The sequence below is a fragment of the Pseudomonas sp. ok266 genome (genome assembly GCF_900110195.1).
GTDB classification, from domain to species: Bacteria; Pseudomonadota; Gammaproteobacteria; order Pseudomonadales; family Pseudomonadaceae; genus Aquipseudomonas; species Aquipseudomonas neuropathica.
Window position 1 is genome coordinate 1 of record NZ_FOCU01000018.1, and the last position, 14898, is coordinate 14898.

The 14898-nt window shown below is 60.2% G+C and carries 10 protein-coding genes, 1 pseudogene and 1 riboswitch; of the genes and pseudogenes, 5 read left to right on the forward strand and 6 right to left on the reverse strand.

Features of this window, described 5'->3' with window-relative positions:
- Nucleotides 1–704: pseudogene (locus tag BMY54_RS27535) on the forward strand (calcium-binding protein); the annotation flags it as partial.
- A 95-nt stretch (nt 705–799) separates the two neighbouring features.
- On the opposite strand, the gene BMY54_RS27540 reads toward BMY54_RS27535, so the two are convergent.
- From BMY54_RS27540 to BMY54_RS27560, 5 genes are all read right to left on the reverse strand, one after another.
- Nucleotides 800–3532: a winged helix-turn-helix domain-containing protein gene (locus tag BMY54_RS27540; RefSeq protein ID WP_093441269.1), complete on the reverse strand. Its 2733-nt coding sequence runs from the start codon at nt 3530–3532 to the stop codon at nt 800–802.
- Between the two features lie 176 nt (nt 3533–3708).
- Nucleotides 3709–5073 (reverse strand): DUF1329 domain-containing protein, encoded by a 1365-nt coding sequence (locus tag BMY54_RS27545; protein WP_093441275.1) that lies wholly within the window; start codon nt 5071–5073, stop codon nt 3709–3711.
- A gap of 27 nt (nt 5074–5100) precedes the next feature.
- Nucleotides 5101–6990, reverse strand: coding sequence for a DUF1302 domain-containing protein (locus BMY54_RS27550; protein ID WP_016985157.1), 1890 nt, complete (start codon nt 6988–6990; stop codon nt 5101–5103).
- A 337-nt stretch (nt 6991–7327) separates the two neighbouring features.
- Entirely contained in the window at nt 7328–9010 is a 1683-nt protein-coding gene (locus BMY54_RS27555) for a fatty acid--CoA ligase (RefSeq protein WP_093441279.1), read from the reverse strand.
- A 146-nt stretch (nt 9011–9156) separates the two neighbouring features.
- Nucleotides 9157–10341, reverse strand: a complete 1185-nt coding sequence (locus BMY54_RS27560) for an MFS transporter (RefSeq protein WP_093441284.1) — start codon at nt 10339–10341, stop codon at nt 9157–9159.
- A gap of 84 nt (nt 10342–10425) precedes the next feature.
- Here BMY54_RS27560 and BMY54_RS27565 point away from each other — a divergent pair, with 84 nt between their 5' ends.
- Nucleotides 10426–11190 (forward strand): AraC family transcriptional regulator, encoded by a 765-nt coding sequence (locus tag BMY54_RS27565; RefSeq protein WP_093441289.1) that lies wholly within the window; start codon nt 10426–10428, stop codon nt 11188–11190.
- 117 nt (nt 11191–11307) lie between these two features.
- On the opposite strand, the gene BMY54_RS27570 is transcribed toward BMY54_RS27565, so the two are convergent.
- A complete protein-coding gene (locus BMY54_RS27570) occupies nt 11308–11937 on the reverse strand; it encodes a LysE family translocator (RefSeq protein WP_093441294.1) in 630 nt (209 codons plus the stop codon).
- A 91-nt stretch (nt 11938–12028) separates the two neighbouring features.
- On the opposite strand from BMY54_RS27570, the gene BMY54_RS27575 reads away from it, so the two are divergent.
- From BMY54_RS27575 to BMY54_RS27585, 3 genes are all read left to right on the forward strand, one after another.
- Nucleotides 12029–12994 carry a 2-hydroxyacid dehydrogenase gene (locus BMY54_RS27575; RefSeq protein ID WP_093441298.1) on the forward strand — a complete coding sequence of 322 codons (966 nt, stop codon included), beginning with the start codon at nt 12029–12031 and terminating at the stop codon, nt 12992–12994.
- 32 nt (nt 12995–13026) lie between these two features.
- Nucleotides 13027–14025, forward strand: coding sequence for a class I SAM-dependent methyltransferase (locus tag BMY54_RS27580; RefSeq protein ID WP_093441302.1), 999 nt, complete (start codon nt 13027–13029; stop codon nt 14023–14025).
- 40 nt (nt 14026–14065) lie between these two features.
- Nucleotides 14066–14188, forward strand: a riboswitch (yybP-ykoY riboswitch).
- Between the two features lie 88 nt (nt 14189–14276).
- On the forward strand, nt 14277–14861 hold the full coding sequence (locus BMY54_RS27585) for a TMEM165/GDT1 family protein (protein WP_077574495.1): 585 nt from the start codon (nt 14277–14279) through the stop codon (nt 14859–14861).
- The last annotated feature ends 37 nt before the right edge of the window (nt 14862–14898 follow it).

Genomic DNA, 14898 nt, shown 5'->3' on the forward strand with positions numbered 1-14898 from the left:
ACGTTCTGCTCATCGGCTCTGCCCTCAATGCCACCGGCAACGAACTCAACAACCGCATGACCGGCAATGACGGCAACAACACACTTGATGGTAAAGCTGGCGCTGACACCATGCTCGGCGGTCTGGGTAACGATACCTATATCGTCGACAACGCCGGCGACACCATCATCGAAACCAGTACTCTGGCTGGCGAAATCGACACCGTACGTTCGTCGGTGAACTGGACGCTGGGAGACAACCTGGAAAATCTGGTACTGACCGGCAGCAGCAACCTGAATGGCATCGGCAACGCCCTGAACAACACGTTGTCTGGCAATGACGGCAACAATTTGCTCAACGGCGGAGCCGGTGCTGACACTCTCATCGGCGGTCAGGGCACCGATACGCTAACTGGGGGTTCAGGTGCAGACACGTTTGTATTCAATGCCTGGAGCGAAACGGGAATTGGCAATCTGCGCGACGTCATCTCCGACTTCAACAGTGCGCAAGGTGACAAGATTGATTTGACGAAGTTTGATGCCAACCTGTTAAGCGACGGCTTCAACGGCTTCTCTTTCATCGGTGCGGCCGACTTCACCGGTGCCGGTCAACTGCGCTTCATCGACCATGTACTGTCGGGGAATGTCAGCGGCAACGCCGGTGCGGACTTCGAAATCCAGCTGGTGGGTGTGAACAGCTTCAGCGCCAACGATCTGGTGGCCTGATGTAACCTCAGCTCCAACCTGCCCGCAGGTCGGACAACCAACAGAAACGCCCCGAGGATTCGGGGCGTTTCTGTTGGTGTCAATATTGCCGAGGACTAGGTCAAGACCCCCAATTCCTTCGCCCGCGCCACTGCCTGCGTACGCCGCTCCACCCCCAGCTTGCTGTTGATATGGCTGGCATGGGTTTTCACTGTATGCAACGAGATGAACAATTGTTCGCTGATTTGCTGATTCGAACAGCCTTGAGCGATCAGGCGTAACACCGACAACTCCCTGCTGCTGAGCTGCTCAGTGCCCCCATGATCGACGACTGGACGCGCCGCTACAGGCGGAAAATGCGCCAGCAATTGTTGCCCTGACAATGTCGCAGAGGCTTGCAAATGCCCACGCAACCAGTCCGCGTGTCCGTTCACCAAGCTATCGAACGGTTGCAATACCCCCCCCGCCGCCGCTTCCAGAGCCTGACCCAATGCCTTGCGGGCTTCTGTCTCTCGACCGCCTGCCAGCAATAGCGCCACCTTCTGCGTCAACGCCATCACACTAAGCAACTGCCGGCCGGTTTGCTGGCCGTTTTCATGCAAGACGTTCAAACGCCCTTCGGCGAGCATCGGTTGGCCCTGATTCAGGTCGAGCAAAGCCTGTTGCAGTTCCACATGCAGCGGCAGTTGTGGATGGAACTCCGGCGGCGCAGCGGCGCGTTCGCCGGTGTAGGTCTGGCCCAACCGCGCCAGCCATGCCTCGGCCAGATCGGTGCGACCCTGCGCCAGCCACAGTTCACATTTGACCAGAGTGATCATCGCCAGATAATAGATCGGCGGCACGTCCCAGATGTGCATCAGGCGTTCGGCTTCGGCGAGTTCGGCAAAAGCCTTGGCGAATTCGCCACTGCTGCCGTCCAGACGAGCGATGACACAATGGCCGATCAATACGCTGATATCGCGACAGGCTCGTGCCTCGCTGATCCCGGCCAACAACCGCACGCGTGCCGCCTGAGGCTGCAAGCGCATGGCCAACAGAAAACCCTCATACAACGTCAGCCGAGCGCGCACCGCGTACAGACGTTGTGGCGACAAACCACGCAGTCGCCCCAGGCCCTGATGGACTTCATCGAGTGCGCGCAGGATTTCGCCACGCGATTGCAACACCCGTGCACGGTCGTAATGGGCCAAAGCTTCGAACAACGGATTGCCGACCCGCTGCGCCAGCTCCAGGGATTCGCGGTTAAGACCGCGTGCGCGCCACAGATCGCCATCGGCAATGGCCAGATTGGACAAGGTCGATAGACACATCAGCCGTTGGCCATAACGTTTGGCCGGCAGGCTTTCCAGGGCCTCGGTGCAATATCTGATCGTCAGCTCACGATGCCCACGCCCTCGAGCGATGATCCCGCTCAACGCCAGCCATTGCGCCAGCATCGACTTTTGCGCAGTAGCGGAAGGCGCCGGCAGGAAGCGGCTCAGGTGACTGGACAACTCCTCGGCGGCATCCAGCTGACAGGCCAGCCCCAGCGCCCAGCTGTACAGCACGATCAAGCGCGGCGTGCTGATCAACAGGCTGTCTGGCAGGTCCATTTTCCAGCGCAGCAACATGCCGACGTTTTGCTCGGCCAGCAGTTGCTCCTCCGAGAGGTTCTGTACCAGATTTGCCGCGACATCCAGGTGACCGGCACGCAACGCCTGCTCCACGGCTTCATCCAGCAGCCCTTGTGCGTTGAACCAGCGACAGGCACGCAGGTGCAGCGTTGCAGTCGGCACCATCGCCTGAGCAATCGGCCGACTGCGCAACAAATCCGAAAATAAATGGTGATAACGATACCAGTGACCGTGCTCGTCCAGCGGCACCAGAAAGACCTGATGGGCCAACAGGAAACGCAGGATCTCGGCGCTGTCGTGGGCTTCGCGAACGGCGTCGCACAACTCGCTGCAAAAGCGTTCCTGGCGGGCGGTGTCGTACAGAAAGGCTTGCACCTCGGCCGGCAGGCAATCGATGACCTCTTCCAGCAGATAGTCGCGGATCAGCCCTTCCCCACCGTTCAACGCCTTCGGTAGCGCCGCATCGCTGCCGGCCTCAGACACCGCGAGCAGCCAGAACCGCAAACCGGCGACCCAGCCTTCGCTGCGCTGGATCAGGTTTTCCAGCGCTTCACCGCGCAGCGAACTGCTGTGGCGATCGAGCAAAGTCAGGGCTTCGTCGTGAGTCAGGCGCAGATCCGCTTCATGTAACTCCAGCAACTGCCGTGACAGACGCAAGCGCGCCAGATGCCAGTCCGGGCGCTGGCGACTGGTGACCATGACCAGCAAGCCATCGGGCAAATGGTTGAGGAAAAACTGCAGGCAGCGATCGAGCACCGGGCCTTGCGCAAGATGGTAATCGTCGAGCACCAACAGCAGTGGCGCGCCGGGATCGAGGTGCAGGGTCAGTTCATCGAGCAAGCCGTCGAGCCATTCTTCGAAGGCAAAGGGCTGATGGCGTTGGCGCATTTTCAGCAGGCCGAGTGCGCGACTGCCCAGTTGCGGAAAGTAGTCCTGCAAGCCTTCGAGCAGACGTTCGAGAAAGCGCCCCGGGTCGCTGTCGCGAGGACTCAGGCCCAGCCAAAGGCTTTGCCAGTGTGCCGGCAGACTCTGACAGAACTCCACCGCCAGCGAGCTCTTGCCAAACCCGGCGGGAGCACTGACCAGCAACAGACGCCCACCGAGCCCGGCCTGCAGGCGCTCGCAAAGGCGTGGTCGCAAGACGTAGCCGTCGGGCAGCGGCGGGCGGAAAAAACGCCCGTCCAGTGCCGCGATGGCAACGCTTGCGGGACCCGGAAGTGGGGACAGATCAGTCATGGCCGGCTCTTGTTCGAATTGCTGTTGGCGGCGTTGCAGATGTCCGCAGACTAGCCTTAAACGAACCGGTTATGAAGGTTGCTGCTACAAATGGCTACAAAAAGGCTACACGCAAAAAAACGCCCCGAACCAGTCGGGGCGTTTTCACGAGGATGCGGCCTCGGTTTTACAGCGGTTTAGCGAACACCATCCTGACGCAGTGCAGCCGGGGTGAAGTCGCTGGTGGTGGCGGTGAAACCGAAGTCATACGCACTCTTCTCTTCGTTCTTCATGCCCAGTGCAAGATAGCGGCCGGACTGCAGGTCGTAGAGGGTTTCCAGGGCATACCACGGCACTTGCTTGTCGTAGTAGTTCTCGGCATGCGCTTCGGCGACGCGCCACAGTTGGCCACGACCGTCGTAGTGATCGATCACGGCGGCTTGCCAGGTGTCTTCGTCGATGTAGAAGTCACGTTTGGCGTAGATGTGACGCTGACCTTCTTTCAGGGTGGCAACCACATGCCAGACGCGGCGCAGCTCGTAACGTGCCAGATCCTGGTTGATGTGACCGGCCTTGATGATGTCGGCGTACTTCAGTTTCGGATCGTCGAGCTTGTAGCTGTCGGAGGCGATGTACATCTCTTTCTTGCCTTCGAGCTTCCAGTCGTAGCGATCCGGAGCACCGTTGAACATGTCGAGGTTGTCGGAGGTACGCAGGCCATCCGCCGCAGTACCCGGACCGTCATAGGACACTTGTGGCGCACGACGCACACGACGCTGGCCGGCGTTATAGACCCACGCCGAACGTGGTTCTTTGACCTGATCGAGAGTTTCGTGCACCAGCAGCACACCACCGGCCAGACGTGCCGGCGCGGTCACTTTCTGCTTGAAGTAGAACAGGATGTTGCCCGGGTTTTTCGGGTCGTAGTCCTTCATCTTGTCGCGGAACACGAACTGATCCTGGAAGTACACCAGGCTGTACGAGCCGTTCGGTTGCGGCGTGGCCTGGGTCACCAGACGAGTCACGCTGCCACCGCGATAGCGGGTGATGTGGTTCCAGATGACTTCCACACCGCTCTTCGGAATCGGGAACGGCACGGCCGTTTCGAAGTTCTCCAGACCGTTGCCGCCGGACACCAGGTTGGTGGTGGTGGCGTTTTTCTTGATCGCGGCGAACACGTCATCTGGCACGGTCGCACCGCGATGGGACGGGTAAACCGGCATCTTGAAGGTGTCCGGATAACGCTTGAACATCGCGTATTGGCCCGGCGCCAGCTTGTCCTTGTACTTGTCGACATCCTTGGCGGTGATGGTAAACAGCGGTTGCTCACTGGCGTAAGGGTTGGACAGGAAGCCACGCGCGTCGACGCTGCCGGCATTCTTCGGCAGCGGCTTCCACGCCGGGATCGAACCGTCGGCGTTACCGGCCATTTCCGCGCCCATCGGCGTCAGACTCTTGCCCAGTTTGTCGGCTTCGGCAGCAGGCACGGCGGCCATGACGCCGGTCGCCAGCAGCGACAGGCCCAGAACACCGGCGTGGAACAGACTCTTTGTTATTTTCATAAATTCGTTCGTCCTGAAATGCAGTGCTTAGAAGTTCACGCCGAAGCTGAGCGCAACAAAGTCGCGGTCATCCACAGTGGTGTACTTGCCGTCGAAGAAGTTGGTGTACGCCAGGCTCGCGGTGTAGGTGTTCTGGTACTCGGCATCGACGCCCAGGCTGACCGCTTTGCGACCTTCCTCGAAGTTGCCGCCAGGGCCTGGCGAGTAACCGCTGACGTCGTGGGACCAGGCCACGTTCGGCTTGAGGTTCACACCGGCGAAGACGTCGTTGTATTCCCAGATGGCGCGACCGCGGTAGCCCCACGACATCGAGGTGGTAAAGCCGTCGTTGTCGCAATTGCGGCTGCGGTTGTTCTGCGGTGAACCCGGCCCGGCACCATTGATGGTGCTGGCGTTGAGAATATTGGCGCAGGTATTCACACCGCCAGTGGCCGGCAACTCACCCGGGCCGTATACCGGATCGCGGCCATAGCGCTTGTCGGAACGGCTTTCCAGCCCACCGACGTAGGTCGCGCCGACTTCGCCGACGAGGGTCAGACGGCTGGCGCCCATGACCTGATCGAAGAAGTGCGTGAACGTGGTCTGGATCTGGGTGATTTCCTTACGCTCGTAACCGTGCAGGTCCTGACCCGGCACGCCATTGAGGATCGAAGCGTTGGTCAGTGCCCCGCCGATCGGACGCACACCGGCGAACAGAATGTCGGTGGAGTTCAGTTGTACCGGCGCGTTCGGCCGGTAGCTGATCTCACCGCTCCACGCCGTACCGGTAGGCAGGGTGGTGGAGAAGCTCAGACCGTAGAGGCGAATGTCTTCAGGGTATTCAATGAAGTAGTTCGAGTTACCCGCGACCAGCAACGGTGCAAGTGCCGCAAACGGCCCCGGCAGCGCGCGCGCGGTGTTGTAGACCGATTGCGGAGCACCGGTGGCGCTGAAGATCGGCGCACGGCTGTGGTAGTTCATGAAGTAGGCGCCGAACTCGGTGTCCAGCGGTTCGTACATGTACTTGAAGGACGCACCCCACTGGCCGCTGTCACGGGCATCGCGGTCCGGACCACGGCGCACCAGAACGCCTTCTTCGTTGACGTTGACACCGTTGGCCGCCAACGGCCCCAGGGCGATGGCCGGGATTTGCGAACGCTTGTTCAGCACGCGCAGGTTGTCGTTGCAACCGTCGGCAACGATGTCTGGCTGCGAGAAGAACGTGCCGCAGTTATCGACGACGGTCTGGTCCCATTCCAGCTGATAGAACGCTTCGGCCGAAAGGTTTTCGGTGAGGCTCTGGGACACGTAGAACATGTTGACCGGGATCAGGCCTTCCTTGATCTCGGCGCCCGGACGACGGAACGCGGAAACGTCGATCGGGTTGATCGAGTTGATGCCGCCACCGATGAAGGTACTTTCACCCCAGCTCACCACCTGCTTGCCCAGACGCACGGAACCTGGCTGATCGGCGATCGCGTAGTTGTGGTAGACGAAGGCGTCGAGGATCTGCCCGCCGGACGACTTGGCGCCCTCTTTACGGCCCGAATCGCTGATGTCCTTGAACTCGCGGCTTTCGTCCTTGAGTTCGAAGTCGTACCAGTATTTGCCACGGACAAACACGCCGGTGTCGCCGTATTTCAGTTCAAGGTCATGGATGCCCTTGAAGATCTTCGAAAAGGTTTCGCCGCTCTTGAAGTTGGCGTGGCCATCGTCAGAAGTCTGCGACAGACCATGGCCGCCGTTGTTGACGCCGATGAGGTTCTTGTTCGGGCTCTGGGTAGACCAACTGGCACCGATCGACAGGGAAGAGTCGAACTGGCCCTCGATTTCACCGACGTTGAAACTGACGCCGAATGCGGGCCCGGCGAGCGAAGAGGCAAGACTGACCGCCAGAGGCAGTTTCGCCCGGCGCCAGAACTGGTTTACTGAGGTCATCGACGCTACTCCATGTGCATTATTGTTATGGCAGTGAGTACTTTTAAAAACGCCTGAAGGACCGGGTGCCAGAGACAACCCGAAATCACTCCAAAGATGCATCGCCCCGTTTTGTGCGTGTGCCCCGTTCTTAAAAATCCTTGAGCGGACTATAGCCAGCAGGTGGTACTGCTTGATCCCTCTAAAGTGTGATTTGCAGCTGCCAACCACTCTGGAACAGTCCTTTCGCCAGTCCGACGCATGTCGGCACGGCAAGGATGGCTGATTTTTTCGATTTCACAAGCCAAGCGCTTGCTTGGTGGGTCTGGCGCGCCGGTTTCGGCGCGCCAGCAGACACTCAAAGTGTCGAGAGGAAGGTGCTGTTGTTGGCCTGCCATTCGGTGATGTCGAGGCGGATGCGCTTCTTGTCGAGCTTGCCGACACTGGTCTTGGGAATTTCGGTAACAAGGGCGATCTGACTCGGAATCGCCCACTTGCTCAGGTGGCCCAATTCCACGAACGGTTTGAGGTGTTCCTTGAGTTCGCGTGCCCCGATCACGTGCCCTTCGCGGATCACCAGCAAGGCAAACGGGCGCTCGCCCCACTGCGGATCGGCGATGCCCACCACTGCTACTTCGCGTACCGCAACGTGACGGCTGATCAGGTCTTCGAGATCCAGCGAAGAGATCCACTCGCCGCCGGTCTTGATCACATCTTTGATGCGGTCGCGGATGTCGATCACGCCCATGCTGTCGAGCGTGGCGACGTCACCGGTATGCAACCAGCCGCCAGCCCAGAGCTCGGCGCCCTTCTGCGGTTCGTTGAAATAGCCTTCGGTGAGCCATGGCGCACGCAGCACCAGTTCGCCCTGGGTCTCGCCGTCGGCCGGGAGAAAGTGACCCTCGGCATCGACAATCGCCGCTTCCACCAGCGGCCCCGGCACACCGGCCTTGATCCGGTAGGTGGTGCGCTCGTCTTCAGTGCCGGCCATCAACTCATCATTGAGGTGCGCACAGGATACAAGCGGCCCGGTTTCCGACATGCCGTACGCAGCGGTGAGCTGAATGCCCCGCGCCTTGGCGGTTTCATACAAGGTGCGATTGAGCGCGCTGCCGCCGATGACAATTTTCCAGCCGCCGAAATCGGTGCCTTGCGCGCCTTTGGCGTTGAGCAGCATTTGCAGGATGGTCGGCACGCAGTGGGAGAAGGTAACCTTCTCCTTGCGCCACAACTCCACCAGAAACTCCGGATCGTAGCGCCCCGGATAAACCTGTTTGAGGCCAAGCATGGTCGCCACGTACGGCAGGCCCCAGGCGTGTACATGGAACATCGGTGTGATCGGCATGTACACGTCGTTGGTGCCGAGCAGGCGCACGCTGTCGATCGAACCCATGATCGTCGACACGCCCATGGTGTGCAGCACCAGTTGCCGATGGGTGAAATACACGCCTTTCGGATTGCCCGTGGTGCCGGTGGTGTAGAACGTGGTGGCGACCGAGTTTTCGTCGAAGTCCTGAAAGTCGTACTGCGGGCTCGCGGCGGCCAGCAGTTGTTCGTACTCGCCGACCAGATTCGGCAGGTCGGCGGTTTTTTCCGGCAAATCAGTCAGCAGCAGGGTTTTCTCGACCGTGCTCAGGTGCGGTGCGATTGCCTGGTAAAGACCGACGAACTCGCTGTTGACCAGCACAAAGCGGTCCTCGGCGTGGTTCATGGTGTAGAGGATCTGTTCCGGCGACAGGCGCACGTTGATGGTATGAATCACCGCGCCAATCATCGGAATCGCAAACATGCATTCCAGGTAACGATGGCTGTCCCAGTCCATCACCGCCACGGTGTCACCGGCCTTCACACCGGCGGCAGTCAGCACATTGGCCAACCGCGCCACGCGCTCGATCAAGGTCGGGTAGCTATAGCGCAACTGGTCACGGTAGATGATCTCGCGGGTTTTCTCGTAACGGGCGCCGGACATCAGCAGCCGTTTGATCAGCAATGGATACTGGTAGGCCCCATCGGCCGGGGGAATGACGCGAGTCTGCAACATAAGAATCCCTTTTCTGACTGCACGGTGTTGGCGTAGAGATTGGTACTCTAGAACCCTTATACGCCAGCCAAATCAGCCAAAGGAATGATTTGCAAAGCCGTACAAATGCTAGCTTTGCGCCAGCATTTGCCGGTTTTCGCTATTTATCAGGCTGTTTGCCCTACAGCCTCCTCGGAAGGCGTCCGTGGGAATACGACTGCTGCAAGGAAGGTCAAAGCGCCGAAACCCGCAAGAATCAAGTACAGGCCTACAAAACCATGGCGCGGTTCGACATAGGAAATCAGCGGAATCGCCGCCGCACTGGCACCGAACGATAAACAGTAACGCAGAGCGAACACCCGTGATTGCCATTGCGGGGCGACGAAGTTGGCGACCATCGCATCGTTGACGGTGACCTGACCAAACACCACGAACATGAACGCTGCGCCGAAGGCGATCACGGCCCAGCCGTCGGCATAGGCCAGCGCAAACAGCAGCGGTGCCTGGCACAGCGTCAGGACAATGAACGGCCATTTCAGGCTGAGTCGATGCAACACCCGACCAATGCTCAACTGCGCAACCGCACCAAAGGCATAGGCCAGACAGACCACCACTCCAAGGGTTTGCGGCGAGGCAAACAGCTCATGCAAACGCTCCTGAAACAGCTTCGGATAGGTCATGGTGGTGGCGTTGAACACCACGCCGCCAGTGGCCGTCGCCAGCGCCAGCACGCCGAACACCATGAGCATGGAAATACGCTGGCCAGCGGCCCCCTTGAGTGGCGTGTGCGCACGCTTCGGAATCGGCTCTTCACGCACGTGCAAGGCGAAGCCAACCCCCAGCACAATCGCCACTGCGCCCGGTATCAGAAACGCCGAGCGCCAGCCGAATTGCGCCACCAGCAAGCCCGTGATCAGCGCCGAAAACGCCACACCCAGATTGCCCCACATACCGTTGATGCCGATTTCCCGGCCGCGATTTTGAGCATAAGCGACCAACATCGCCGTGCCGACCGGGTGATAAATCGCCGCAAAAATACCGATCAGGGTCAGACCGATCACCAGCATGGCCGGGCTGCTGCTCAGGCCAGTGAAAATCGCTGAAGCGCCGATGCCGAAGAAAAACACCAGCATCATCTGCCGCCGACTCCAGTGATCGCCCAGCCAACCAGCGGGTAGCGAACACGCGCCGAAGGCAATGAAGCCGCCCAGTGACAGGCCGATCAGCGTGGCGTAGTCGAGACCGAAGGCCTGCGTCATACCGAGCACGGCGGCGGGAAATATCAGCATGAACATGTGATCGATCACATGGGCGGCGTTGATATAGCGAATGACGTTTCTGGATTGATTCATGGCGGCACGCTTTACGTTGTTGTGTGGCGCTATGCTAAGTTGGCCACAAAGCGCATTCCTGCCAGACAAGTCATCGAATCAGACATGTTGATCAGCCATTTCGAACACGGCCCGGTGAGCGCCTACCCCCGGGATTATCTGGATGGCGCGCACCAGCCGCTGCACCTGCATCGCGAGGCGCAGTTGTTGTATGCGGTCAGCGGGATCATGCGCGTGGTCACGGACTCGGGTGCATGGGTGATTCCGCCTAGTCGCGCGGTGTGGATTCCGCCAGAAGTGGCGCACGAGATTTTCATGAGCGGCGACGTGCAGATGCGCTCGCTGTTCATCGCGCCAGAACTGTCACCCGCCAGCCTGCAACAGTGCTGCGTATTGGCGGTGACGCCGCTGCTGCGCGAGCTGATCCTGCGTGCCGTGCAAGGGCCGCCGCATGCCGACAATCCGCTGATTCAGCAGTTGATGCTGGAAGAACTCGCCGGTCTGGAAAACCTGCCGCTGCACATTCCGATGCCAACCGACCGGCGTCTGCAAAATATCTGTCTGGCACTGCTGCACACCCCCGATCACACCAATACGCTGGAAGACTGGGCGCAGCAGGTCGGCGCCAGCTCACGCACGCTGGCGCGGCTGTTTCAGCAACAAGTGCAGATGAGTTTCAACGCCTGGCGCCAGCAACTGCGCCTGATGGAAGCCCTGCCGCGCCTGCTCGCCGGGGACAGCGTGCAGCGTGTGGCGCAGGACTTGGGTTACGGCAGCGCGCGGGCGTTCAGCGCGATGTTTCGCCGTTTGCTGGGAGAGAATCCCCGCGACTACCTCAACAATCTGAGCAAACTCAGCGAACTGGTGTAAGGCCCTGTGGGAGCGAGCCTGCTCGCGAAAGCGCTCTTTCAGCCACCAATAATGTCGACTGATCCAACGCCTTCGCGAGCAGGCTCGCTCCCACAGGTTCAAGTCGCGGTTCTGAGATCAGTGCATCTCGGTGAACGCGATTTTCACGCCGAGAGCGATCAGCACCGCGCCCATGGTGCGGTCGAACCAGTGGCCCATGCGGGCGAAACCGGCACGCACCCGCTGCTGACTGAACAACATCGCCACCAGACAGAACCAAAACGCAGTCGCGACCGCCAGGTAAATCCCGTAACCGGCCTGCACCGCCAGTGGCGTGTGCGGGTTGATCACCACGGTGAACAGCGACAGGAAGAACAGCGTGGCTTTCGGATTCAGACCATTGGTCACGAAGCCCGACGTGAACGCGCCGCGAGCCGTGCGTACGCCGGCCTCTTTGTGCAAGTCATCGGCCACGGCTTTCGCGGGTTGCGCGCGCAATGCCTTGAAGCCGATGTACAGCAAGTAAGCCGCCGCCGCCCATTTCAACGCGTTGAACAACACGATCGATTGCGACACGATCAGGCCGATACCGAGCAGCGAATAACCAACGTGCAGGAAAATCGCCGTGCCCACGCCCAATGCGGTCCAGGTACCGGCGCGACGACCGTGGGTCACGCTCTCGCGCACCACCACCGCAAAGTCCGGGCCGGGGCTGGCGACAGCCAGCAAATGGATCAGTGCAACGGTCAAGAACTCGGTCCAGTACATGGGGGCTCCTTTCGGCCAAGCGTATCAATTTGTTTCATCTGGTAGGCTCGGCAGATTACGCCCTACGCTCACAGCACGAAAGGTACAGTTGATGACGAACACGCACCGCGCGGTATTCCTTGATCACCCTTCGCTGGATCTCGGCGACCTCGACCTTAGTCCGTTGCGCGAGTGTTTCAGCGATCTGCAGCTGTTCGCCCAAACGTTGCCCGGGCAAGTCGCCGAACGCCTGCAAGGCGCCACCGTAGCGATCACCAACAAGATCCTGATCGACGCCGCCGCCATGGCCGCCAACCCCGACCTGAGGCTGATCCTGATCACCGCCACCGGCACCAACAACGTCGACCTTGCGGCCGCCCGCGCTCACGGCATCACCGTGTGCAACTGTCAGGGTTACGGCACGCCGTCGGTGGCGCAGCACACGATCATGCTGCTGCTCAACCTCGCCACGCGTCTGGCCGATTATCAGAAAGCCGTTGGCGAAGGCCGCTGGCAGCAGGCCAAACAGTTCTGTCTGCTCGACTACCCGATTGTCGAGCTGGAAGGCAAAACCCTCGGCCTGCTTGGACATGGCGAACTCGGTGGCGCGGTAGCGCGGCTGGCCGAAGCGTTCGGCATGCGCGTGTTGCTCGGGCAGATTCCCGGGCGCCCAGCTCGCCCGGATCGTTTGCCGATGGATGAATTGCTGCCGCAAATCGACGCCCTCACCCTGCACTGCCCGCTCAACGAGCACACCCGCCACTTCATCGGTGCTCGCGAGTTGGCGTCGATGAAGCCCGGCGCCTTCGTGGTCAACACCGCGCGTGGCGGTCTGATCGATGAACAGGCGCTGGCCGATGCCTTGCGCAATGGCCACCTCGGCGGCGCGGCTACCGATGTTTTGAGCGTCGAGCCGCCGACCCAAGGCAATCCGTTGCTCGCGGCGGACATCCCACGCCTGATCGTTACGCCACACAACGCCTGGGGCAGCCGCGAGGCTCGGCAGCGCATCGTCGGCCAATTGACCGAAAACGCTCAGGCGTTCTTCAGCGGTAAGGCGCTGCGGGTCGTCAGTTGATAAACTGCGGCACTTTTTTTTGAGGAGCAGTTATGGATCCGCGCAGTGAAGTACTGCTTCGTCAGCCCGAGTTGTTTCAAGGTTCGTTGTTGTTGGCCGGTTTGCCCGCCGATGATTTGCTCGGACGCCTGCCCAACGCATTCGGCTGGTGCTGGCATGCCGGCGACCAGGCCGCACTGGATGCCCGTTTCGAAGGGCGCAGCCATTTCGGCGTGAACATTCCCGAGCGCGAGTTCGACAGCGCCGTGGTGTTCCTGCCCAAGTCCAAAGACCTGACCGATTACATCCTCAATGCCGTGGCCTCGCGTCTGGCCGGGCGTGAAGTATTTCTGGTCGGGGAAAAGCGCAGCGGCATCGAAGGCGCATCCAAGCAGCTCAACCCGTTCGGCAAGCCGCGCAAACTCGACAGCGCGCGGCACTGCCAGCTCTGGCAAGTCACCGTGGCCAACGCCCCTGAAGTGAAATCCCTGGAAAGCCTGGCGCAGACCTATGAATTGCCTTTGGCCGAGGGTCCGCTGAAAGTTATCAGCCTGCCGGGCGTGTTCAGCCACGGTCGCCTGGATCGCGGCAGTGCCCTGCTGCTGGAGCATCTGGACAAACTGCCGAGCGGCCATCTGCTCGACTTCGGCTGCGGTGCCGGGGTTCTGGGCGCTGCGGTCAAGCGTCGCTACCCGCACAATCAGGTGACCCTGCTCGATGTCGATGCCTTCGCCGCCGCCAGCAGCCGCCTGACATTGGCGGCCAACGGTCTGGAAGCTGAAGTGCTGACTGGCGACGGTATCGATGCCGCGCCGATGGGTTTGAGTGCGATTCTGAGCAATCCACCTTTCCATGTCGGCGTGCACACCGATTATTTCGCAACCGAGAACTTGCTGCGAAAAGCGGCCAAACATCTGAAAAATGGCGGCGAACTGCGCTTGGTGGCGAACAGCTTCCTCAAGTATCAACCGCTGATCGAAGAGCATCTGGGCGTCTGTGCAATCAAGGCCGAAGGCAATGGTTTCCGCATCTACCGGGCCAAGCGCGGCTGAAAATTTGTTCTTGCTCAATCGGATTTGCGAAGGCAGAATCCGCTCCGTCCTAGGGGAGTAGTCTCCCACGAGCGCCAAGCTCGTCCGGCATACGTCAACATACTTGATCCTCAGATCATGGCGTATGCGACCCAAGCGTCCGCAGCAGACGGATCGCAGGGTTTGACAAGACCTATGACACGCACACCTTACCCGGGGCGGGAAGGCTGTACGTGTCATAGCCGTGTCGACCCGCCCCTTAGGAAATCCTGATGCTGGACTCGTTACTCGTTCCCACCGCAATCGTTGCCTTGGCCGAAATCGGCGACAAGACGCAACTGCTCGCGCTGATTCTCGCCGCTCGCTTCCGCAAACCCTGGCCGATCATTGCCGGTATTGTCGCCGCGACCCTGGCCAACCACGCAGCAGCCGGTGCGGTCGGCGCCTGGTTTGGCAGCTTCTTCTCGAATGCCACGCTGCACTGGATTCTCGCCGCAAGCTTTACGGCCACGGCGCTGTGGACACTGGTTCCGGACAAAATGGATGACGATGAAACCAGCACCGCACGCAAGTTCGGGCCGTTCTTGACCACGCTGATTGCGTTTTTCCTCGCAGAAATGGGTGACAAGACTCAGGTCGCGACGGTGATGCTCGCCGCGCAATATCCGGAACTGTGGCTGGTGATTATCGGTACGACGGCGGGCATGTTGATTGCCAACGTGCCGGTGGTGCTGGCAGGTAATTTCGCCGCAGACAAACTGCCATTGACCTTGATCCGTCGCCTTGCGGCTTCGGCATTCATGATTCTGGCGATTGTTGCGGTGTACAAGGCGATGCAGAGCAGTGGCTGGGTTTAATCCTCAGTGAAGGATCGTTCCCACGCTCTGCGTGGGA

Bases quoted from the DNA above. Each gene is read 5' to 3' on its own strand.
- BMY54_RS27560 (WP_093441284.1), bottom strand. From the start codon at position 10,341: ATGAATCAATCCAGAAACGTCATTCGCTATATCAACGCCGCCCATGTG.
- BMY54_RS27550 (WP_016985157.1), bottom strand. From the start codon at position 6,990: ATGACCTCAGTAAACCAGTTCTGGCGCCGGGCGAAACTGCCTCTGGCG.
- BMY54_RS27580 (WP_093441302.1), top strand. From the start codon at position 13,027: ATGGATCCGCGCAGTGAAGTACTGCTTCGTCAGCCCGAGTTGTTTCAA.
- BMY54_RS27570 (WP_093441294.1), bottom strand. From the start codon at position 11,937: ATGTACTGGACCGAGTTCTTGACCGTTGCACTGATCCATTTGCTGGCT.
- BMY54_RS27555 (WP_093441279.1), bottom strand. From the start codon at position 9,010: ATGTTGCAGACTCGCGTCATTCCCCCGGCCGATGGGGCCTACCAGTAT.
- BMY54_RS27585 (WP_077574495.1), top strand. From the start codon at position 14,277: ATGCTGGACTCGTTACTCGTTCCCACCGCAATCGTTGCCTTGGCCGAA.
- BMY54_RS27565 (WP_093441289.1), top strand. From the start codon at position 10,426: ATGTTGATCAGCCATTTCGAACACGGCCCGGTGAGCGCCTACCCCCGG.
- BMY54_RS27575 (WP_093441298.1), top strand. From the start codon at position 12,029: ATGACGAACACGCACCGCGCGGTATTCCTTGATCACCCTTCGCTGGAT.
- BMY54_RS27540 (WP_093441269.1), bottom strand. From the start codon at position 3,532: ATGACTGATCTGTCCCCACTTCCGGGTCCCGCAAGCGTTGCCATCGCG.
- BMY54_RS27545 (WP_093441275.1), bottom strand. From the start codon at position 5,073: ATGAAAATAACAAAGAGTCTGTTCCACGCCGGTGTTCTGGGCCTGTCG.